Origin of the sequence: uncultured Paraglaciecola sp., from assembly GCF_943787955.1 — a bacterium.
In the GTDB taxonomy this organism is placed as follows: domain Bacteria; phylum Pseudomonadota; class Gammaproteobacteria; order Enterobacterales; family Alteromonadaceae; genus Paraglaciecola.
Map to the genome: position 1 here is coordinate 13642 of NZ_CALSOK010000005.1, position 23599 is coordinate 37240.

The window sequence follows — 23599 nt, forward strand, 5'->3', positions numbered from 1 at the left end:
TGCGCATATCATTTAGGACAACGCTACAAGTGTCAGCGGTAACGCCTGTTGCACATCACAATATTTCTGCAACAACTCCTGCTCGCTGTCACCACCTACGAACACTGACGCAATCTCGTAGCTGTAACTGTCCTGATAATTAAGATCAGACAGACGCATCCCTTCACAGACATTCAGCTGAACCTCAGTACCAGTGATACGCTGCATAACGGCCTGCATCTCTTGCTCTGTGGGCACCCTGTTAACCAGAGCATCTGTATGTGTCCGCCACATAAATTTGGCTGCATATCGGTATAGGCCTTGACGATGGGGAAATATTGGCTGTTCCCCCAAAGCCAACGCCAGCATTACCTGATGATGTGACATACCATCGACGTTGCGAAATAATGGAGAATGGGACTTGGAAATACGGGGGTTAATTTCCAGTAACCAGATATGGCCACTCTTCTTGTCCCAGTAATACTCAATATTGAACGGGCCGTTATCAAAGTCGATATAGTTAAGAAAGCGTTCGGTAACGGCGACCATTTTATCTTGAACAGGCTGCGGAATTGATGATGGATATTGATAGCGAGAGAAACTGGAACCATGCTCGCCTTCGCGGATCGAGTCAACGGCACCATAGACACAGAACGTTCCATTAAAAACATAGCCTTCAAGGGTGCATTGCTGGCCATGAGAGATGATCTCTTCGGCGATGCAGTGATTGCCATCAATAGCAACAATATCATCTGGCAGTTCAGCAAATTGCATTAAGTAGTTAAAGGGCTCGGCAAAGCAGTATATTTTTTCTCTAATCTGTGAAATCGCCATTTCCAGTTCACTATCATTACGCACCATAAATCCGAGCTGTGATAAAGCGGCTTTCACAGGCTTAAGCCAAAAGGGGTAATCGAGGGTGATGTGCAGCTGATAATCATCTTTAAAAGGGTCAACTGCGCAAAAATCGGGGATATATTCGGGTATTACCCTGCGTTGCTCCAGCCTACTCCAATATTTATGTTCGCATTTAAGCACCGCTTCAAAGCTTGGAGAAGGCAGGCCGAAGGATTGGCACAATAGAGGAAGCATGGTGCTAACCGGAAAGTCCCAATAGCCGACAATGGCATCTACGGAGCTGGGATAATTTTTGAGTTGCGCGACAGCACCTTCATATAAGGTTTTGACCGGGATTTCCTTCCCTGTTTTTACCTCACAGTATTGATAAAGCTCATGAAAACAATACTCCCGGGCAGACTCAAGCGAACGCATCAGGGAAAGATTGAATTCATCTGCACCAAAAACAAAAATATTGTTCACGGTATATTCCTCTATTTTTGTTATTGATCCTTTCATCACCATCAATAGCAGCTCTTAATAATATATATGAGAATAGTTGATGTTGATTGTTTGTCTATCACAGATGAAATTACCAATTGCCCTTATTTGGAATTGGGTAAAGAGAAAAATAACTTGAACACCAGAAAAATGAATTGGACAGCTATGATAAGCGGCCTGATATAACCCATTAAAAGTTAATCAATTGTCATGCGTTAATTATTTTGTTAATTGACTTTTTTGGTGGCTCCGCTACTGCTTTGCGCCTTTCAAGTTTCAGCGGGCCTTTAGGTAAAGTCGGGAGCCGAGCTTGCAGGACGGGCTTTATAAAAAGAGTAATTGGCTGAGACAGAACCTTCACGGATGATAGCGCGAAAGGCCAACAAAAAACGTGAGGATGGCAGTAAGTGCTAGCGAATGATAAAAAAGCGCTTAAACCGCCGTTTTACTCGACCCCTCAACAGCCCCATTAATCTCAGCCATCTCATCAGCAGTCAAATCTCGCCATTGTCCAGCTTTCAACCCAGCCAACCGAACCGACATAATTCGCGTGCGCTTAAGCTTCACCACCTCATACCCTAAATATTCACACATGCGGCGAATTTGCCGATTTAATCCTTGAGTCAAAACAATGCGAAACACCATTTTACTCTGCATGGTCACCTGGCAGGTTTTAGTGACCGTATCTAAAATAGGTATACCGTTGGCCATCTTTTGAATAAAATGTTCAGTCAAAGGCCGATTAACCGTCACCACGTATTCTTTGTCATGTGCATTTTCAGCCCGCAAAATTTTATTGACGATATCGCCGTCACTGGTCAAAAAAATTAACCCTTCGGAGGGTTTATCTAGTCGGCCTATAGGGAAAATTCTGTGCTTATGGCCTATGGCATCAACAATATTACCTTTGATATGCAGTTCAGTCGTGCAAGTAATACCCTCGGGCTTGTGATAAGCAATATATACCCGGTCAGCTTTATCGATGGCACTGGCTTGAATAAGCTGGCCATCAACGGTGACCACATCTCCGGGCGTCACCTTAGTGCCTAACTCAGGAATACTGTTGTTTATTCTGACTCTTTGTTGTTCAATTAATTTATCTGCTTCACGGCGAGAGCTAAAACCTGAATCGCTGATAAATTTATTCAGCCGAATTAATGTAAGTTTATCTTGCATACAAAGGTTCAACTCGCTTAAGTAAAGTGATGTCACTTTTACTTAAGGAGCCTGCCCTAATCCAATCTTTGAGCAATGACAACATGTCTAAACTATCTCCAGTTTGTAACTTGTGAGCCATCAATTGCATTTGAATAGATTGACGCTTTGTAGCGTCTTTTGGGGGGGAATCCTGTTGTGCGACTATTTCCATTTTTATGGTCAAATCATGTCGTTCGACATTTTCACTCAGCTCACGAAAACATTGCTGCCACTGCTTGCTTAACATTGCCACCCCATCCGGTATTTCGCTATCCCCTTGCCACAGTTTTAATACACTGAACAAATCTTGATATGCTTGGCCTTTAGCAGATTTAAGCAACGCAGTTAATACTACCTGTTGCTGCTCATCAAGGCTTTGAACACGCTGTTCCAATACCCGACGCTCAGTCACAGGCAAAAGAGCTATCATATCAATGACCATTTGTTTGTTCTGCAAAGCACTTTTCACGCTGGCTTTATCAGCTGCACTACCGAGCAATAATTCAAGCTGGGCAACGTGGTCTTTGACTAACGCCACTTGTTCTTTCAGTTGTGACTTTTCTTGTTGATCAACCTCATATTTTTTGGCGAATATGCTGTCATTCACCTTTCTAAAAGCAGCCCATAATTCAGATTCGGCCTTTTTGCCTGCATGATCGATGGTCTTCCAAGTCTGTTGCAGTTTCTTCGCTTGCTCTATGGCTTCATTCACTGAGTCAAGCTCTAACAGCTTCTCAGCTTTTATTAACAATGCCTGCTTTTGCTCCGCGTTGTTTTGATAGAAAGCCGACACTTTATCCCTGAGAGGGTTAAGTAACTGCTGATAATTATCGAACAGGGTGTTGCGATGCTTAAAGTCCACCTCGCCAATGTTTTTCCATTTTTGCTGAACACTTCTTAAGCTTTTAGTCAGTTGGGCAATACCGCAATCGTTGTCATATAGGTTCTTAATCTCAGCCAAAACTTGTTGTTTAGCCAGCATATTTTGCTCGCGTTGCTGTTGCTGTTGATCATAAAACTCACGGCATGGTGCAAAGGCTTGTTCAATTGCGCTTTCAAAGGCTTCGTTTAAAGCTTGGTCAGACTCGGTATCTGTTTTACCAAGGCTATTCCATTGATAACGAAAAGACTTAATAGCTGAAGACTGAGCATCAATATCTAAAGGATGTGTTATTAAAGCCTGCACTTCATTAAGCATCGCTGGCTTGCGAGGAGCGGCAATATAATCTTGCCAGTCTTTTAAGTTTTCAATCTGCTCTTTAACCGAACTAAAGGTTCGCTCAAGTTGTCCTTGTTGTTTCTCCGGTAAAACATTGAACCAGTTTTGTACTTTTTGATACAACACCATGGCCACTTTGAACTTTCCTTGGTTAATGAGGCTTTCAACGGCTCTTAATTTATTTCTACAACGAGAAACTTCGCCATTCAATTGGGTATTTAAAGCTCTTATTGCTTGTTGCCAAAGTTTAAAACGTTCATTCCACTGCTGTGACAAGCTAACTGGTATATATGCCTGATAGCTAGAAATTGTTTGACGCCATGCTTGTCTTTGTTCTTTAAGATATTCTTCTGCAGCTTCAATTTGGCTAACATCATTGGGTAATGCCAAACCTGCAAACTTCTCTAACAAGTCCATTCCTGACTTAATAGCTTGTTGCAACAGCGGAAGATCCGTAAAGATATTGAAGCTAGACAGTAATTGATTGTTTAATTGTTCTAAACGTCTGTGGGCAACTTGATTAGTGGCGGGTAATTGACGAGTGAGTTGTTGTAACTGCTCAATGTGTACATTAAGTTTTTGTAGCACATTTTCCACTTCTGATTGACTAACTTCACTGATCCGTGTTGTCAGTTGTATAGACAGCTCTGCTAAGCTTTGCTCAGTTTCAAGAAAGAATGTATGCATTCTTTGGCTTAATGCCAACGCATCTTGCTGTAATTGCCACTGGGGTTTTAACAATTCTACAGTCCGTGCAACACGGGTGCTGATGTCTGCATATTTTTGTTCAAATTCAGCACGTTTAAGCTCTGACAAACAATCAAAACGTTCAGCTATTTTTGAGTACTCATGGGTTAGCGCTGTTTGTTGTTGTTGGATGTGTAATAAATCGCTCTGGTCTTTTAGAGCCAACAAACGAGACAACACCATTTTCACTTGTTGCTCCACTTCAATAGGCGCTTGTTCTGCCCTAATCCAGCCTTCAAGTATTTCATTCGCCAAATCTATTAATACATTTGAAGATTTTTTTTTCTTTATTTTATTGAGTAACTTACGAGTCTGTACGTTATCGACAAATGTTTTTAAAATAGTAGTTTGTAAACTCTCATTTTGAGTATCAAACAATATTTTTTCTTGGAATTGTGGTTTATCTAGTTTTTGAAGTAACAACATCGCAAGTTTGGTGTCTTGTTGAACCCACGGTTGCCCAAGTAACTTTTCGATTAAACCTATGTCACGCATTTCAAGCATAAACTGACGTTTTACTTGTTCAGTTAACACTTTGTTTTGCTGATCTAACAGAATGTTTTCAACAACCCGTTGTGCTTTTTTCTGGACTCTATCGTTTTTGGCAATTTCTGACATTTTGTACCACAGCACAAAACTATCGAGCTTATGTAAGGCAGCCAGACTAACGCTCCCATCGGAATCGTTAAAAGCCAATTCGTGCAAAATTGTTTTATGTTGTGGATGTTGCTTATTCAGACTTTCTATTGCTTGAAGGCGTACCTGAGGATCAGGATTTTGATGTTTGGAACGAAAAAGGTGCTTAAAGATCATCCTGTTTAAACCGCGCTATTGTTTGAATGTTATTAGAATTTTGTTTGAGTTCTTGTTGCAGAGATTCACGACTTCGATGAACAATTTCACCGTCAGGACCAATAGTCATATGTTGATCGGACTTAAGGACTTTTGCCTGATAATACATCACAGCTTGCATAGAAGTATCTCGTTGCTGTTCTGTTAGCGGCGAACCATCTAACCATTTGCCTGTTTCTACTGCTTGCAGCAATTTCATGTAAACAGGCTCAGTCATCGACGTTAATAACGCAGTGTTATCCATTTTTTAATCAGACCTCTTTAATATTATCAAACGCACACGATTAGCTATGTACCAAACAAAGCCTAACACCGACAGGCCGATAGCAAAATTATATTGCAACCCCTCGGGGGAAGCACCACCCCAATACATAAAACCAAAACCCGATACAAATAACAGCATCGCTATCATCGATTGCATTTGGATATTCTGATTTTTCAGATACTTCTTTAAGTTTCGCTTACGAGCTATGTCATCAGCGTTAACTGTACCGAGTGTAAAATCACAATGCTGACAAATTTGTGCTTTATCCGATATTTTTTTACTGCAAGAAGGGCAATCTATTAATGCCATACCTTTTACTCCAAACATAGATAATCAGGATCCGAGTTAAAACAGAAAAGCGCGGCTATTTGCCGCGCTTTAAACTTTAAAAAACTACTTCTGTTCTTTATTAAACTTGACCCAATACTCGGCGACCGAGTCTTTCATTTCTTTACGCAATAAGAAAATACCAAATAAGTTAGGCAAGGTCATCACCACTATCGCTACAGCAGACAAAGTCCACACTAGGGTAGTATCAGACACTGCAGCCCAGACAAACCCAGCCACATACACCACACGGTAAGGCATCACTGAACGCGGACCAAATAAATAGGTCATGGCTCTATCACCATAATACGACCATGCAATAGCAGTAGAAAAAGCAAACAATAATAATCCAACCGAGACAATATATTTACCCGACTCACCAAAGAAACCCTTAGTGAAAGCCAAGGCAGTAAGACTCGCAGAATGAATTAGCGACTCACCTCTTACGATTATATTGTCTTTAAGTAAATTACCATCGACTACTTTTAATGTGCCTGTGTAATTGTCATCTGCATCACCTAACGAGAAAACCACATTATCGGCAAATGAGCGGGCATTAAAAATCGTAAAACCTTGACTCACAGCCTTACCATTAACCACTTGTATCTCACCATTAAATTCGCTGACACCATGGCCTTCAATATCATTGATATAAGCATAAAGCGTTTGTTTATCCGCAGCGTTAGTTTCAACATAATCGCCAGCTAAAATATACATATCGGTACGATCGAAGGTATTAACATGTTTGTCTTTCCACACCCCAGAAGAAAGGATAACTAAACCAGTTATCGTACAAATAAGGATAGTATCGATAAACGGCTCAAGAATAGACACCATACCCTCAGCTACAGGCTCATCAGTTTTTGCAGCAGCGTGAGCGATAGGTGCAGAACCCTGCCCTGCTTCGTTCGAGAACAAGCCACGGTTAACACCTCGGTTAAAGGCATAAGCGATTGTGGCCCCTAAAAATCCACCCGTAGCCGCTGAGCCTGTAAACACATCTGAAAACACTGAGACAAAGGCCGGTCCAACGTTTTCTATATTGGCAAAAATAACGGTAAAAGCACCCACCACATAAATCAATGCCATAATAGGCACTATTTTTGAAGTAACCGCAGCAATACGGGTGATACCACCTAAAATAACTAAAGCCAAGAGTACGCCCAGCACACTACCTACAATCAAAGGATCAAAGCCGAAAGTGGCTTCAATACTGGTTGCAATACTATTACTTTGCGGCAGGTTACCGGTACCAAAAGAACTAATGACTGTAGCAATAGCAAAGGCAACGGCTAACCACTTCATGTTTAGACGTTTGTCCATGTAATACATGGGGCCACCCGCCATAGTGCCATCAGGCGTTTTATCGCGATATTTATGCGACAAGGTGACTTCGACAAACTTAGTCGTCATACCAAAAAACGCAGTAGCCCACATCCAAAACAAAGCAGCGGGTCCACCTAAAAATAACGCAAATGCCACGCCACCAATATTACCTGTGCCAACCGTACCTGAAAGTGCAGTGGTTAAGGCTCTAAAATGTGTAGTATCACCAGGTGCGTCGGCTTTATCATATTTGCCTGTGACCACCTTCCATGCGTGCTTAAAGTAGCGCACCTGTGGAAATTTTAAGTAAATAGTAAAAAATAAACCTGTACCTAGTAACACATAAGGGAACCACCAAGCGCCCCCCAGCATGCCATCCATCGATTTCAGTAAATTATGAAAAGCTTCCAACGGTTTTCCCCTTAATTTTTTGTCGTTTTATTTTAGTTATTTTAATTATTATTTTTATACCAATTGTTCTAACGAAGGATATCAACTACTGCACGCATGGCAATCAATACATCTTCACCCAATTGTTTACAGCGGGCCGGTGACCATCCATACACGGAATCTGGCAAATCAATATTGTCTTTAAATGGCATTTCTAAGGTGTAAGCCAAACAATCAAATTCATGACCTATGGCATTGGTAGCAACTGTTAAATTAGCGGTACCCGGTTCATCTTTATCATAACCAAATTCATCTTGAAATTCGGGTGTTGCAGTTTTTAAAGCCGTTTTGAAACCCTCTTCAAGTCCCTTTAATCGCTGATTGTAATTAGGATTACCTTCACAACCAGCCACAAAGTTATAAGGCAAAGCCTCATCTCCGTGTACATCCAAAAACATGTCGACACCGGTTTCCAGCATTTTTTGTTTAACCAAAAATACTTCAGGGCTGTTTTCCATACTTGGCGTTTGCCATTCACGATTTAAATTCATACCTTTGGCATTGGTACGTAAATGACCACGCACTGCACCATCAGGATTCATATTAGGGACAACGTAAAAAACCACTTTATCCAGTAATTGTCTGGCTAATCCATCGTCTTCATCTAATAAACGCTCTAAAAACCCTTCAATCAGCCACTCGGCCATGGTTTCGCCGGGATGTTGACGGGCCGTTACCCAAATGACTTTTTTGCCTTCTTCTGGTTGCCCCACCACGAGTAAAGACATATCGCGACCATCTAGGGTTTCACCTAAACACTCTTGGCGACAATCTGAGGAATTTTGTGCCCAACTGAGCAAGTCCAAATGTCGCTCGTAGCTATAAGGGGCAAAATAGGCGTAATAGGTATGTTCAAATTCTGGCGTATGGTTAATGGTGAAGGTGTCACCATCAAATTCGCAATCTACCCGAAACCATTCTTGTCTGTCATAAGAGGCCACAGCTTGGTAGTTTTGCCATCCGCCAGGATATGCCGACTTTTCCAGATCAGTAATAGCAATCTGGTGAGTTATAAAGCTTTGTGTTTCAAGCTTAAAGTGAAACCACTGATAAAAATCAGATTGGTTATCCTTACGAATACTGAGTTGAATATTGAATGGATCTTCTGCGCGGATAACGTGGATATTACCACTATCAAAATTGCTGCTGATTCTCACTTTTTGGTCCTATTAAAAGATAACAACAGTAATTTATCACAGTCATTATGAAAAAAGGACCAAGTAAAGATGTTTATTCCGAAAAAACCAGCCATATACCCAAGCCACTTCAAAATACGCGTTTTATAACGACAGGACACTTTAATTCAAGCCACGTCAATAAGGATTGGTGTGACAAAGAAATGGAGTGCCTCACATGTTTCCATCTAAAAAACCATCAAAAACGTTTTTTACATTTATCTTCGAACCAAGGTCAGATCAGTATCATTGACTTGGCAAAGAATCAGGCAATGTTGGGTATACTAAGCCAGAAATATGTTGCAATACTTTCATCACCTGACAACTGTAACCAAATTCATTGTCATACCACACATATAATGTGGCTCTATTGCCAGCGACTATTGTAGCTTGAGAATCAACAACTGAAGGTGCGCGTGTGCCCACCAAGTCGGTGGATACAATTTCTTTTGACGCGGTGAAATTAATTTGATGTTGCAACGGCGAAAATAAAGCAATATCCCGTAAATATTCATTAATAGCGGCTTTATCAGTTGCTTCACCTAAGTGTAAATTCAATATCGCCAAAGACACATTAGGAGTGGGCACACGAATAGAGCTACCAGTGAGTTTCCCTTCTAATATTGGGTAAGCTTTAGCCACTGCGGTAGCGGCACCGGTTTCTGTAATGACCATATTTAATGGTGCACTGCGACCACGGCGATCACCTTTATGAAAATTATCAATCAGGTTTTGATCATTAGTATAGGAGTGCACGGTTTCAACATGCCCACTTTTAATCACATATTTTTCATCTAATGCTTTTAGCACGGGTGTGATGGCATTAGTGGTGCAGCTGGCAGCAGACAAGATGGTATCTGATGACAATATGTCTTTGTCATTTACCCCGTACACAATATTTTTAATATCACCTTTTCCTGGTGCCGTTAACAATACCTTTTTAACACCCTTGGATTGTAGATGCTGACCTAGGCCTTGTTCATCACGCCACATACCGGTATTGTCGACAAGGATCGCTTGATCGATCCCATATTTATTGTAATCGACCTCAATCGGGTTGTTAGCATAGATAACTTGAATATAAGAGCCGTTGGCTTTAATCGCATTTTTTTCTATATCGATAGTGATACTGCCATTAAAAGGTCCATGCACTGAATCACGGCGTAATAAACTCGCACGTTTTTCTAAATCACCTTCTTTGCCACCACGAACAACAATCGCTTTTAAGCGTAACTTATTGTTCGTACCTTGCCTTTCAATCAGTAATCTGGCCAACAATCGGCCTATTCTACCAAATCCATACAACACCACATCTTGAGGTTTTTGATCATCTTTAACATTCACAATCACTTTTAACTGTTTAGACAAATAGTCTTCAATCGATACGCCCGAATAGGCGGGATCATAATGATAACCATACGCCAATTTTCCTAAATCAATATGAGCAGGAGCAAGTTCCATTTTATTTAATGCTTTAAGCAATGGCCAACTTTCTCTTAGACGCAACTTTTGCTTTTCTTTGAGTCTTACTGTGCGGTGAGCCTTAATAATATCGATGGCGCTAGCACCTAATAAAGGACGCCCATAAACAGATATTTCAATTGCTCTGTTTCGATATAACTTACCCAGAATAGGTTGCATTTGCTCAGCAAACTCTTGTCTTTCTTGCCAACTGCCTAATAGTTCCTGCTCTAACTGTTGATTCATAATATTAAGTCTTACTACCTTAGTAATTAAATCGCTGAAATGACCTTGGTAACAAATACCCCCGGCCCATAAAAGATTAAGATTTTTCTCAATTTGCGCAGCATTCTAAAGAAGGAAAGAGGTAGAGCCAAATTGTTGATAAATTACGGATTTGTCTAAAAGACAATAAAAAGTGGTTATATATAGGTGATCTTTTAACAACTTTTTAAAAACTCACGACTTAACTAATCAAATGAGCCAAATTAAAGACAAATAATACGATTCTGGTACCAAATCGCAGATATTTATCATCATGAAATGAAAGTTACTTTCATAAAAAAAGTGAAATTTAGCTTAACGATTTAAATAAATAGAATAAAAAACAGTTAATAACCAATTCCACTCCATCAAAATAAGACAATTAGCCATGTATTTATAAATACGTCACTATTCAGATGCTTTGGATGACTGTTTTATAAAAAGCAGACTATCTAAACGTTGCAGCAATAAAACATTCCTTTATTGAAATATGAATGTTAGCGGAGCAGGCTCTTTGCCAAATCAATCCCCAATGGAGCACTTAAACACACAAATACTTCTAAATGCCTGCATATGCACTTGTCTAATAAGTATATTGGGTTGTTCAGACCATCTCGCATATCGAGTATCCAGCATAATTTTCCAAGCTGTGTTGGCACCTAAATCGGGCAAATGAAAATGCACGTCGTGTTCGCTGGCATTAAAGACCAACAACCAATGTTCGTGGTGTGATTGACTTTCGCTATATGGCCCGCATAGCTCTAAAGCAAAAGATTGATTGTCATGATTTTGCCAGTCGTCTTCTAGCTTGCGTGCTCCATCTGGTCGATACCAATTAATTTTTTCCACATTGTGACCTGATAAATAGCGGTCATCTTTTAAATTAAGGTGGTTGAGAATCTCACTGCTTTTACGCAAAGAAATGGTTTGCTGACAAAAAGTTAAAAAGTCTTGTTTAGATTGGTTTAATGTCCAATCAAGCCAGCTGATGTTATTGTCTTGGCAATATGCGTTGTTGTTACCATGTTGAGTTCGGCTGAGTTCGTCGCCACCAAGCATGTGAGGAATACCTTGGGACAACATCAAAGTGGCAAACAGGTTACGCTTTTGTCGCTCGCGCATAGCAAGTATTTTAGCATCTGTGGTTGGGCCTTCGACACCATAGTTAGCCGACAAATTATGCCCGTGGCCATCTCGGTTTTGTTCGCCATTCGCTTCGTTATGCCTCTCGGCATAACTCACTAGATCGTGTAAAGTAAAACCGTCGTGATAACTGATGTTGTTGACAGAAGTAAGAATGGAACGATCTGCTTTAGGAAACACATCACGTGAACCTAATAAACGAGTCGCAAAATCGCTGACAAGACCTTTATCTCCTCGCCAATATGCTCGCACCGTATCACGATATTTATCATTGCACTCTAGCCAATTTGATGGAAATTGTCCCAGTCGATAACCACCATGACCTATGTCCCAAGGTTCAGCAATTAGCTTTGTATTGACCAACACAGGATCTTGACGAATAGTGCGGAAAAAACCAGATAAGGTTGAAAACTCATAAGGATCTCGACCTAAACTAGCTGCCAAGTCAAAACGAAACCCATCCACGCCCATTTCTGTAGTCCAATAGCGAAGTGCATCCATAACCATTTTGAGTACATAAGGAAAAGCAGTATTAACACTATTACCGCAGCCTGAATTATTCACATATTTATTGTAATCAACAGCGCCATATTCGTTTCGCTCAAATAAATAACATGAAGAATTATCAAACCCTTTAAATGACAACAGCGGACCATCAATGCCTCCCTCAGCAGTGTGGTTATAAACCACGTCCAAAATCACTTCAATACCTGCTTCATGAAGAGTCTGCGTCATAGTTTTAAATTCAGCTACACCATCATCTATTGCATATCTAGGGTCGGGAGAAAAATAATTAATCGGATTGTAACCCCAATAATTGGTCAGACCTTTATTGGTGATATAGGGTTCTGGCATAAATGCTGCCACTGGCATTAACTGGATAGCGGTAATACCTAATGATTTTAAATGGTTCACAATCGCAGGTTGGCACACCCCCAAAAATTTACCTTTATATTGGTCAGGCACACTGGGATGCAACTGAGTTAATCCTTTAACGTGAGTTTCATAAATCACAGTTTGATCAAGTGGCGTCTGGGGTTTTGGAGTTTGTTTTAGATTACCCTCAGAGTTTTGAACTATGCCTTTTGGGATCATAAACTGGCTATCACCCTTATACTGAGTTTTATTCCATACAGCAGACCTATTTAATGCTTTTGCATAGGGGTCAATGAGTAACTTCTGATGATCGAATTTCAGCCCTACATGCGCATGATTTTCGCCAATCACTCGGTATCCATACAATTGCCCAGCCTGAATTCCATCAAGCTGGCAGTGCCAAATTTTGCCCGTTTTTGCAGGCATAACAATTGCCGCCAGCTGTTCTTCTGTATTTTTATCAAACAAACAGATCTCAACCCCATCGGCACTCGGGCAATGCACGGCAAAGTTGCAGCCACCATGCCCTATAGTGGCACCAAGAGGATTAGGTTGCCCATCTGAAACATAAAAATTGGACATGACTAGCCCTTAAATAAAATAAATAAACATGCCAAAGAGGGTAAATTAACATTCACAGAATAAGGTTGGTCGTTCCAAGGCTCTGAGGTTGCCTGCATTTTTTTGTTGGTTTTGTGAGCGCCGCCCCAATATTTTTTATCGTCTGAGTTCAAAATCAGCTCATACACGCCTTCATCCTGGACACCTAATGTAAAGTTTTCGTATGGTACAGGCGTAAAATTAATCAGCACATAAATCTTTTGTTTTGCATCAGTGGACTTTCGTAATACAGACAAAATACTTTGCTCCGCATTACCATGATCAATCCATTCGAAGCCTTCATGGCTGTGATCTAATTCATATAACGCGGGATATTTGCGATACGCTTTATTTAAGTCGCGATACAAGTTTTGGATACCTTGATGCTTCTCGAACTCAAGTAAATGCCAATTAACCGAGCTATCATGATTCCACTCTGCGGCTTGACCAATCTCATTACCCATGAAGTTAAGTTTTTTTCCTGGGTGAGCATACATAAATCCAGCATAAGCACGCAGATTAGCCGCTTGTTGCCACTCGTCACCAGGCATCTTACGCAACAATGAGCCTTTACCATGAACCACTTCGTCATGAGAAATAGGTAACACAAAACTTTCATCAAATGCATACACCATGGAGAATGTAATTTCATTATGGTGATAACGTCGATATGACGGATCTTTAGCAATATAATGCAATGAGTCATGCATCCAACCCATATTCCATTTAAAACCAAAGCCCAAACCACCTTCAGACACGGGGCGCGATACCTTAGGAAACGAAGTAGACTCCTCGGCGATAGTCATTGCATGAGGGAATTTTTCGTATACTTCTGTATTCATCCATTGTAGAAAACTTATGGCTTCGAAATTGTGATTTCCACCATCTACATTGGGGATCCAATCTCCCTCATCTCGGGAGTAATCCAAATACAACATGGATGCCACCGCATCAACACGCAGTCCATCAATATGGTATTTATCTACCCAAAACAACGCATTGGCTACCAGAAATTGACGTACAGTATCCTTACCAAAATCGTAAATGCACGAATTCCAATCTGGATGCCACCCTTTGCGTGGATCTTCATATTCGTAAACATGGGTGCCATCAAATCTTGCTAAGCCGTGGCCGTCTTCGGGGAAATGGGCAGGCACCCAATCGATGATCACGCCAATGTTATTTTGATGACATTGGTCAACAAAAAACTTGAAATCATCGGGTGTACCAAACCGACTACTAGGTGCAAACAATCCCACTGGTTGATAGCCCCAAGAGCCATCAAAAGGAAACTCAGAAACAGGTAACAACTCAATATGGGTGTAACCCATGTGTTTAATGTAGGGGATTATTTGCTCTGCTAACTCTCGATAACTTAGGTAGGTTTCTGCAGAATCAGCCGAGGGTCGTTTCCATGAGGCCAAGTGTAATTCATATATACTCATCGGCTGATGGTATTTATTATTTTTAGCCTTTTTAAGCCATGCTTTATCTTTCCATTGATATTGCTGGTGGTCGTAAACTACAGAAGTATGAGAAGGGTATTGCTCAGCATAAAAGCCAACAGGATCAGCTTTGTGAGGTAATTCATTACCAGCAGCATCTTTAATTTGATATTTGTATTTAGCCCCAGCCTCTATGCCCGGCACAACCAATACCCAATAACCAAAGTCGGTTTTTTGCATGGGCAGACACGAACCATCCCAATAATTAAACTCACCAATCAGTGAAACAGCACTCGCATTAGGTGCGAACACAGCAAACCGAGTTGCTTGAATGGGCGCTTCTAATCCCACATCCAAATTAATCAATTGTGCACCTAGTTGTTGATAGACATTTTGCGCACTGTGATCGATAAAATGTACCGCGTGATAAGCTTGCTCTTGAAACTGATAAGGGTCAACAACCTGGTATTGCCCTTGTGTATTGGCTACCTCGAATGCGTAAACCTGCGGTGCTTGTTTAACGTTAAACTCCCCTCGAAATAAATGACTACCATTAACTTTTTTTAAAGAGCCGAGCGGCTTACCCGATGCTAAGTCAATGACGTTGACTTTCTCTGCATTGGGCAGCCAAGTTGTAATAGTGAAAATAGAGTTTGATGGCTGAAAATGAGCGCCCAAATGAGTAAATGGAAAAGTACATTTGGCTTGTTTTAGTGCTTGTTCGAGTTGCATTGTGTCGCCTTAGTATGAGTGGCTCACATTATATATGAGCCACTTTCTATTTTACTTTGAGGAGTGTTGACGTGCCTCAGTTAAATTAGCCGCAAGATTATTTAATGAACTGTCATTAAATATGTCCTGCAAATTTCGCGATAACTTGCGCCGCCAATTGGGATATTCATTAAAGGTACCAGGAATATTAACGGGTTTATCCATTTCTAACCAATCTTCTAATTGTAAACTGAGCAGCGCACTTGAACCAGCAGCCATATGTAACTGCATTCCAAAATTTAACGCTTTACTCATAGCCACATTATGCCCATTACGTCCAACCTCATCATTAACCGAATGATGACCATGTAAGGTATCTAAAATGGACTGCTTATTTTCATGTCTACTGGTATATAAAGTGCTCAGAATTTCGTCGGTAGGATATAACCCCAATTTTTTGCCTAATGCCAAATCATCACAATGCCAATACCCTGTTAAGGTAGGCATATCATGAGTGGTGAGAGTAGACATGGACTGTTCAGGGTAATGAGCAGGTGAGAAAAAACCACCGTCGTCAGCCTGTTCAAAAAAGAACACGCGGTAAGAATACACACCATTTTCTGCTAATTTAGTCCTTATCTCATCTGGAACAGTTCCTAGGTCTTCACCAATTACCAAACTTTGGTGTCTGTGGCTTTCTAATGCCAAAATAGCCAATAGGTCATCCACTGGATAATACACATAGCCCCCTTCTTTGGCATCATCACCCTTTGCCACCCACCATAATCTCAATAACGCCATCACGTGATCAATACGCAGCGCACCAGTGGCCCGCATATTAGCGTCAAATAGTTCAATAATAGGTTGGTATTGTTGTTCGTAAAGTTTTTCTGGATCCATGGGCGGCAATCCCCAATTTTGCCCTAGTGGACCTAATATATCGGATGGTGCACCTATACTTGCTTTCGTGCAATACAATTCTTTATTGCCCCAAATTTCTGCGCTGCCTTCACTTACCCCTACAGCTAAATCACGATATAAACCAATCGACATCTTATTTTGCTCTGCAACCTGGTTAGCTTGTTCAAGCTGCAACGCTGCTTGCCATTGCAGCCACAAAAAAAACTTCACTCGTTTAGCATTTTTTTTGCTAAACGTTTTTACTGCAGGATTATAGAAATCTGATAATTCTTTTGGAAAAACGGGCCAACCAGAAGATGGTTTTTGTTGTGCCACTAAACTTTCTTGAAGCGCATCATATATTGCTAAGGTCTTTAAACTTTCGCCGCCTTCAACGACAAAGGCTTTAAATATTTTATTTAATTTAGTGTTTTTTGATAGATATTGACTATTTTGATGTGCAAAGACTTTTTCTAACGCATTTAACTTTAACTCAGTGACTAACTCGTAATCGACTAAATCAGTAGATCGCGCCTTTTGTAGTTTTTGCTGAAAATCAATATCGTTTACAACAGCTTGAGTACTGGCTTGTTGATAACCGTCCAGTGCTGTCACATCAATATAAATAAAATTTAGCCAGCGACGAGAAGATGGCCCATATGGGCTACAAGCATTGGGATTAGCAGGATAAAGCGCATGAATGGGATTAAGTCCAACAAATTGAGCACCTTGTTTAGCCAGCTTTTCAACCAGAAAAGATAAATCTGAAAAATCCCCAACGCCCCAATTATTATCACTGCGCAAACAATACAACTGCACACTGATTCCCCAGACCTTTTGACCTTGTAATAATGCCTCAGGTTTATAGCAAGAGGATGGCGCTATTATAAGTCGCATGCTTCCCAGCTCATCATCATCTATTACTAAAGATAATGAATGGTATCCCAATGGTAATGTTATCGGAATATCGATGAGATATTCTTGAAATTCCATATCTTCAATATGTGCAACATTTACCAATTGACAGTCGATGGGTACAAACCGATGCTCTATTATTTCGCCTAGTTCAGTATTAATATGAGCGATGTATTCATCTGTCACCAGCTCAATGGGAAGACGCACTACAATTTGTAAATTTTCTGCAACACGAAGAACTTGCACAGGGTTCAATACAGATAACCAGGCATTATGACTATTTTCCTGCACTTGTTTTAACAACGAATTAGGCTCATCAACTTGATATCCCATTGCTGATAATAATTTCGTTTTTGTTGCTGTTGCTATATTTGTGGGGCGACCCCAGGCATCGTTATAGTGAGATTCAATTCCACGATATTCCACCAATTGTTCAAGTAACGAAGACGTCATTAAAATGTAATTCCTTTGCAATTTGACTAGTGCCTATTGAGCTTTCATTTATACCTTAATATTGGAGGTAATATCTAGCAATGATATACCGCCATTTGTATCCAACTATTATCAACGATAATCGCTTCGTTAGTAACGAATAAATACCTTCAAAATAACAATATTGTAATTTAATAACAAATTACCGTGAATATTTTGCCTTATTAAGCTATTTAGTCCATAATTTTGTAATTATATTTCAGAAGGGTGTTACCACCTTTCGTAAAAACCTTGTTTAAACAACTTGTTTGAAAAAGATCAGAGGATTGAAGATGGCAATAAAAGTAGGTATCAATGGCTTCGGCCGAATAGGTCGATTTGTATTCCGTGCCGCATGTGAACGTAACGACATTGAAGTAGTGGGTATTAACGATCTATTAGATGCAGACTACATGGCGTATATGCTTAAGTATGACTCTACCCATGGAAAATTTAATGGCACTGTTGAAGTAAAAGACGGTCAATTGGTCGTTAATGGTAAAACAGTGCGTGTGACCGCTGAGCGTAACCCTGCAGACTTAGCTTGGGATACCATTGGTGCAGAAGTTGTAGTTGAATCAACGGGTCTATTTTTGACTGACGAAACTGCACGTAAACATATCGAAGCGGGAGCCAAAAAAGTCGTTCTCTCTGCCCCTTCTAAAGATGCAACGCCAATGTTTGTGATGGGGGTTAACCATAGCGAATATGCTGGTCAAGATGTGGTATCTAACGCATCTTGTACGACTAACTGCCTAGCGCCTTTGGCTAAAGTATTAAACGATAACTTTGGCATTGTTGACGGTTTAATGACAACTGTACACGCAACAACAGCTACGCAGAAAACTGTTGACAGCCCATCGGCTAAAGATTGGCGTGGTGGACGTGGGGCGTCTCAAAACATCATTCCATCATCTACCGGTGCAGCGAAAGCTGTGGGTAAAGTTATCCCAGAGCTTAATGGCAAACTTACGGGTATGGCTTTTCGTGTGCCTACCGCTGATGTGTCAGTGGTTGATTTAACGGTAAACTTAGCAAAACCAGCTACCTATGCAGAAATTTGTGCTGCGATGAAAGCCGCTTCTGAAGGCGATATGCAAGGTGTAATGGGTTACACCGAAGATGCGGTTGTTTCACAAGATTTTATTGGCGATGTGCGCACTTCAATTTTTGATGCCACAGCAGGAATTGCCTTAACGGATACATTTGTGAAGTTGGTTTCTTGGTATGACAATGAAATTGGTTATTCAAACAAAGTACTAGATTTGGTAGCTCATATCAGCAAATAAATAGCTTGGCGCCTTAATAGGATCTGTTGATCTTTAATTTGGCTATTAAAATATGTTAAAAAGGCGTCTATATAAGTCGCCTTTTTTGATCCCCCCACAGAGAACTCACATGCTACTGACTGATTCAACCACGATTAAAACACGACAAAAAATTCAGATTTTGCATATTAATAACGCCTTTGCCCATGCCGAAATATCTTTATTTGGGGGACACATTTTGAGTTTCAAACCAAAACATGACAACAGAGAGCGCTTATGGGTAAGCCCAAATGCTTTATTCGACAGTAGCAAAGCGATCCGTGGCGGCATACCTATCTGCTGGCCTTGGTTCGGCGAACATACATCTAATACTACAGCAGCGGCTCACGGTTATGTGCGCACACAAGCTTGGGACATCCTCAATACTGAAGAAACGGATACCGGCACAACCATCAGCCTAAAACCACAAACTAGCAAAGGCGATGGGTTTGAAGGCAACGCACAACTCACCCTAGTGGTTCGAGTTGGACGACAGTTAAACATACAATTACGCACCACCAACCTTGGTGACGCACCCTTAACCTTTAATTGTGCGCTACATAGTTATTTTGCAATTTCAAATATCAAGCAATGCGAGTTGTTGGGTTTGTCTGAGCAGTATTCTGATAAAACGCGCGATTATCGATTGTTCGATACGCCTAAGCCATACCGATTCCACGAGGAAACAGACAGAGTACATTTAGAAAAGCCAAGCACCCTCAGCATTGTTGATGAGCAAGTAGAAACTAACATTCTATCTTCGGGTCATGACAGCATAGTGGTGTGGAACCCATGGCAGGAAAAATCCATCAACATGAACGACATGACAAACGATAGTTATCTGACTATGTTGTGTGTGGAAACGGCTATTACGCAAAAGCAAGAAGTTCTAGCTCATAGTACTCACATTTTGGAACAAACCATTTATTAAAAACCACTAACATTCCATGACTTGAAACTAAAGTAGAAGTTGAAAGTCAGTTGATTAATTTTTCTCTGAATTTTTAGAGGTTTTATAAATAAAAACCTCTCGACGGGTTTAAGCAAGCCTCGAACTTATTGACTTTTATATCTCCTATTACAAATGATAATATTTATCAGTTCTCTTCAAAAGCAGGTATATCATTCAGCTTGTTAAGCCAAGGTAATGCTGAACGACACCAAAACTGAAAACATGGTGTTAACTCATTACGTTGCTCAAGAGTCCCTACCCTTATGCCATATACTCGATTAGATTTTTCAGCGGTAGTCGCATATAAACTGCTACCGCAATCCTGACAAAACCCTTGTGCTCGACGATTGCCGTTCTCTGCTATTTTGATGTATTCCTTTGCTTTCCCTTTGGTGAAGGTTATTCCATCAGGTTGGGACATAACAGTTGTTCTAAAAGCAGTACCAGACAGTTTTTGACAATCAATACAGTGACAAATTCGTACTTTCATTGGATCAATCCTAGCTTCGAAGGTGACTTCTCCACAATGACAACTACCGTTAATTTTCATCATAACTTCTACTCTTTTACGCTAGAATTGGATTAAGGACTAATCATAAAAACGAATATATTTATTTACTTCGACGGCATTCTAATAGCACCGTCTAGACGAATAGTTTCACCGTTGATGTAGCCATTTTCGATTATATGTAACGAAAGACGTGCAAACTCATTGGGCGCTCCCATACGTTTAGGAAATTGAATATTACTAACAAGTGACTCTTGTACTTGTTCTGGCATAGCCAACAACATAGGCGTTCCCATAATACCTGGCGCAATCGTATTCACTCTGATCCCCGAAGACGCTAAATCTCTCGCCATAGGTAACATTAATGCAACAATTCCTCCTTTACTTGCCGCATAAGCCGTTTGTCCCATTTGCCCATCATAAGCGGCAACGGATGCTGTATTAATAATAACACCGCGCTCATTGTCGTCATTGGGTTCATTTAATGCCATTTTCTCAGCAGCAATACGAGCAACATTAAAACTGCCAATTAAGTTAATATTGATAGCAATGCTAAAAGCAGATAACGCTTGTGCTTTTTTGTTGCGATCAAGCACTTTTTTAGCAGGTGCGATACCTGCACAATTAATACAAATATCTACACGACCAAACTTAGCAATAACAGATTCAAATGCAGCTTCAACTGAGCTATCACTGGTAACATCTGTACAAGAAAATAGTACTTTATCAGCACCAAATTCTGCTACGAACTGCTCTCCTTGATCTTTGTTAAGGTCGAAAGCAGCAACTTTTACACCTACTTTAATTAACTCTTCTAGTGTTGCTCGTCCTAGGCCTGAAGCACCGCCGGTAACTACAGCAACTTTATCTACTAAATTCATATTACCTCCTATTAATAAAACCTTTTAAACTGACACTACCCAGTCAAATTTATCTTCACGGGTACCATACTGGATGCCCGTCAACTCATCATAAAGCTTGGTAGCAACGTCACCGGTTTCATTACCGTTAATAACGTACTCTTTTCCCTTAAAGCCAAGTTTTCCTAAAGGGGATATAACAGCAGCAGTACCACAACCAAATACTTCGGTTATTTTCCCTCTGGTGATATCGGCTAAAATCACTTCAATATCTAAACGTTGTTCGCTTACTTCGTAGCCTAATGTGGGTGCTAATTTCAAAATAGAATCACGTGTAATACCAGGTAAAATACTGCCACTAAGTTCAGGCGTGACAATCTGCTCTCCTTCATAAACAAAGCAGATATTCATTGCGCCAACTTCTTCTATATATTTGCCTTCAACCGCATCTAACCAAAGTACTTGGGAATAACCCAACTTAATAACTTCTTCAGAAGCAAAAAGGCTAGCAGCATAGTTACCTCCAGTTTTAGCCTCCCCAACACCGCCTTTTACTGCACGACGATATTCATCTGCAACAAAAACTGGTATAGGTGTTAATCCGCCTTTAAAATAGTTACCTGCCGGACCTGTAATAATAAAATGGCTATAATTACGACTAGCGCCAAGTCCCAATTTAGGGCTTGTAGCAATCATAGTAGGGCGTATATACAAAGATGAACCTTGTTGATGAGGCACCCAATCTTGATCTAAATAAACCAGTGACTTTATAGCTTCCAAGTGCAAAATTTCATCAACTTCTGGCATTACCATACGTTTTGCAGAACGATTAAAGCGTCTTACATTTTCTTGAGGACGAAATAAGTTAACACTGCCATTCGCGCGACGATAAGCCTTGAGCCCTTCAAATATTTCTTGGCTATAGTGTAAAACAGCAGCCGAAGGATCTAGAGATAAAGGCTGGTAAGGATAAATCTGTTGATTATGCCAGCGCTTCTCTGGGGTAAATTGCTGAATAAACATATGGTCAGAGAAGGTTTCACCAAAACTAAACTCTGCAGGACAAGCACCACGTTTGTCTGGTGAAATTGAATTAATTTTAATTGTCATTATTTGCTACTCATTTATATTTATAAATTTATGTTTTTAGTCTTTTAAAATATCTCTGGCAATAATGACTCGCTGAATCTCGCTAGTACCTTCGTATATAGTGGTAATTCTAACGTCTCGCGCTAAACGTTCTAGCGGATACTCTTTTATATATCCTGCGCCACCCAATAACTGCAATGCCGTATAACAAGCGTCATTGGCTTTTTCAGACGCAAAAACTTTTGCCATCGAAGCTGAGGTTGAAAAAGGTAAACTATTATCTTTATTTACGGCAGCTTGCATAATGATTAAACGAGCAGCTTCTAATTCTGTATATCTGTCAGCTAACATCCATTGCAAACCTTGAAAGCTTGCTAACGGTTTGCCAAATTGTTTGCGCTCCTTAATATATCCTGTCGCGTAATCAAGTGCCTCAAGCCCTAAACCTAACGCTAAAGAAGCAATACCTATACGGCCACCGGCTAATTCAGTTATTGCAATCTTAAAGCCTTGATTTTCTTTTCCTAACAAAGCTGAAGCAGGAATACGACAGGTATCAAAAGTCACTTCATTCGTTGAAGAAGCTTTTTGGCCCATTTTATCTTCCGGTTTACCTATCGTAATACCTGGTAATTGGCTATCAACAAGAAAACAGCTAATACCTTTTACGCGCGGAGCATCAGGGTCTGTTACTGCCCAAACAACAAAAACACCAGCATAATCAGCTGAAGTAATATAAATTTTACTACCCGTAAGAATATATTCATCACCCTCTTTTATTGCTTTAGTTTTCATGGCAGAAGGATCTGAACCCGCAGTTGACTCTGTTAAACAAAAGCCCCCCGCATAATATTCACCACTACAAATTTTTGGTAAATAATGTTGTTTCTGATCTTCATTCCCAACGGCTTGAATGACTTCAGCAACCATATTAGTCACTGAAGTGGTAACAGCTGTTGAAGCGCAACCACGAGCTATCTCTGTAATAGCTAAAGAAAAAGCAACACTTCCAGCCTGAATACCGCCATATTGACTATCAATATTAATCCCCATAAAACCCAATTCACTGAGTTTTTTAATATTCGATAAAAAAAGTGCTTTCCCGCTTTCTTTCTCTACCAATTCAGCATTGGGTTTTAATTCAGCTACAGCAAATTGTTTTGCTGTATCTTGGATCATTATTTCTTCTTCATTAAACGTTATTTGCATTGTTTCATCTCAA

16 protein-coding genes and 1 pseudogene are annotated in these 23599 nt (G+C 40.3%); 2 read left to right on the forward strand and 15 right to left on the reverse strand.

What is annotated here, in order from left to right; all coding sequences use genetic code 11:
* Positions 1–12: 12 nt before the first annotated feature.
* From Q0Y52_RS04605 to malQ, 11 genes and pseudogenes are all read right to left on the reverse strand, one after another.
* Complete coding sequence (locus Q0Y52_RS04605) at positions 13–1341, reverse strand: ATP-grasp domain-containing protein (RefSeq protein WP_297818675.1); 1329 nt, start codon at positions 1339–1341, stop codon at positions 13–15.
* Positions 1342–1752: 411 nt separating this feature from the next.
* Positions 1753–2493 (reverse strand): annotated as a pseudogene (gene rluF / locus Q0Y52_RS04610) (23S rRNA pseudouridine(2604) synthase RluF); the annotation flags it as partial.
* Complete coding sequence (locus tag Q0Y52_RS04615) at positions 2483–5293, reverse strand: DUF349 domain-containing protein (protein WP_297818625.1); 2811 nt, start codon at positions 5291–5293, stop codon at positions 2483–2485. The gene Q0Y52_RS04615 and the pseudogene rluF, both read right to left, overlap by 11 nt.
* Positions 5283–5576, reverse strand: coding sequence for a DUF1315 family protein (locus Q0Y52_RS04620; protein ID WP_297818627.1), 294 nt, complete (start codon positions 5574–5576; stop codon positions 5283–5285). Before Q0Y52_RS04620 ends, Q0Y52_RS04615 begins: the two co-directional genes overlap by 11 nt.
* A gap of 3 nt (positions 5577–5579) precedes the next feature.
* Entirely contained in the window at positions 5580–5906 is a 327-nt protein-coding gene (locus tag Q0Y52_RS04625) for a hypothetical protein (RefSeq protein ID WP_297818629.1), read from the reverse strand.
* An 84-nt stretch (positions 5907–5990) separates the two neighbouring features.
* On the reverse strand, positions 5991–7661 hold the full coding sequence (locus Q0Y52_RS04630; RefSeq protein WP_297818631.1) for a sodium:alanine symporter family protein: 1671 nt from the start codon (positions 7659–7661) through the stop codon (positions 5991–5993).
* A gap of 68 nt (positions 7662–7729) precedes the next feature.
* Entirely contained in the window at positions 7730–8857 is a 1128-nt protein-coding gene (locus tag Q0Y52_RS04635) for a M14-type cytosolic carboxypeptidase (protein ID WP_297818633.1), read from the reverse strand.
* A gap of 264 nt (positions 8858–9121) precedes the next feature.
* On the reverse strand, positions 9122–10582 hold the full coding sequence (locus Q0Y52_RS04640) for a glyceraldehyde-3-phosphate dehydrogenase (RefSeq protein ID WP_297818635.1): 1461 nt from the start codon (positions 10580–10582) through the stop codon (positions 9122–9124).
* Positions 10583–11122: 540 nt separating this feature from the next.
* Positions 11123–13201, reverse strand: a complete 2079-nt coding sequence (glgX, locus tag Q0Y52_RS04645; protein ID WP_297818637.1) for a glycogen debranching protein GlgX — start codon at positions 13199–13201, stop codon at positions 11123–11125.
* Positions 13202–13203: 2 nt separating this feature from the next.
* Complete coding sequence (gene glgB / locus Q0Y52_RS04650; protein WP_297818639.1) at positions 13204–15396, reverse strand: 1,4-alpha-glucan branching protein GlgB; 2193 nt, start codon at positions 15394–15396, stop codon at positions 13204–13206.
* Positions 15397–15447: 51 nt separating this feature from the next.
* The gene (malQ, locus tag Q0Y52_RS04655; RefSeq protein WP_297818641.1) at positions 15448–17643 is read right to left on the reverse strand and encodes a 4-alpha-glucanotransferase; all 2196 of its coding nucleotides are present in this window, start codon (positions 17641–17643) and stop codon (positions 15448–15450) included.
* Between the two features lie 311 nt (positions 17644–17954).
* Between malQ and gap the strand changes: the two genes are divergently transcribed.
* Together gap and Q0Y52_RS04665 are read left to right on the forward strand one after the other, a co-directional pair.
* A complete protein-coding gene (gap, locus tag Q0Y52_RS04660; RefSeq protein WP_297818644.1) occupies positions 17955–18950 on the forward strand; it encodes a type I glyceraldehyde-3-phosphate dehydrogenase in 996 nt (331 codons plus the stop codon).
* 109 nt (positions 18951–19059) lie between these two features.
* The gene (locus Q0Y52_RS04665; RefSeq protein ID WP_297818646.1) at positions 19060–19899 is read left to right on the forward strand and encodes a D-hexose-6-phosphate mutarotase; all 840 of its coding nucleotides are present in this window, start codon (positions 19060–19062) and stop codon (positions 19897–19899) included.
* 166 nt (positions 19900–20065) lie between these two features.
* Here the strand turns inward: Q0Y52_RS04665 and Q0Y52_RS04670 are convergent, their stop codons facing one another.
* The 4 genes from Q0Y52_RS04670 to Q0Y52_RS04685 all read right to left on the reverse strand — a co-directional run bounded on the left by Q0Y52_RS04670 (position 20066) and on the right by Q0Y52_RS04685 (position 23586).
* Positions 20066–20473, reverse strand: coding sequence for a GFA family protein (locus Q0Y52_RS04670; protein ID WP_366939243.1), 408 nt, complete (start codon positions 20471–20473; stop codon positions 20066–20068).
* 62 nt (positions 20474–20535) lie between these two features.
* Positions 20536–21309 carry a 3-hydroxyacyl-CoA dehydrogenase gene (locus tag Q0Y52_RS04675; protein ID WP_297818649.1) on the reverse strand — a complete coding sequence of 258 codons (774 nt, stop codon included), beginning with the start codon at positions 21307–21309 and terminating at the stop codon, positions 20536–20538.
* A gap of 24 nt (positions 21310–21333) precedes the next feature.
* The gene (locus Q0Y52_RS04680) at positions 21334–22398 is read right to left on the reverse strand and encodes a branched-chain amino acid aminotransferase (RefSeq protein ID WP_297818652.1); all 1065 of its coding nucleotides are present in this window, start codon (positions 22396–22398) and stop codon (positions 21334–21336) included.
* A gap of 36 nt (positions 22399–22434) precedes the next feature.
* Positions 22435–23586, reverse strand: a complete 1152-nt coding sequence (locus tag Q0Y52_RS04685; protein WP_297818655.1) for an acyl-CoA dehydrogenase family protein — start codon at positions 23584–23586, stop codon at positions 22435–22437.
* Positions 23587–23599: the final 13 nt, after the last annotated feature.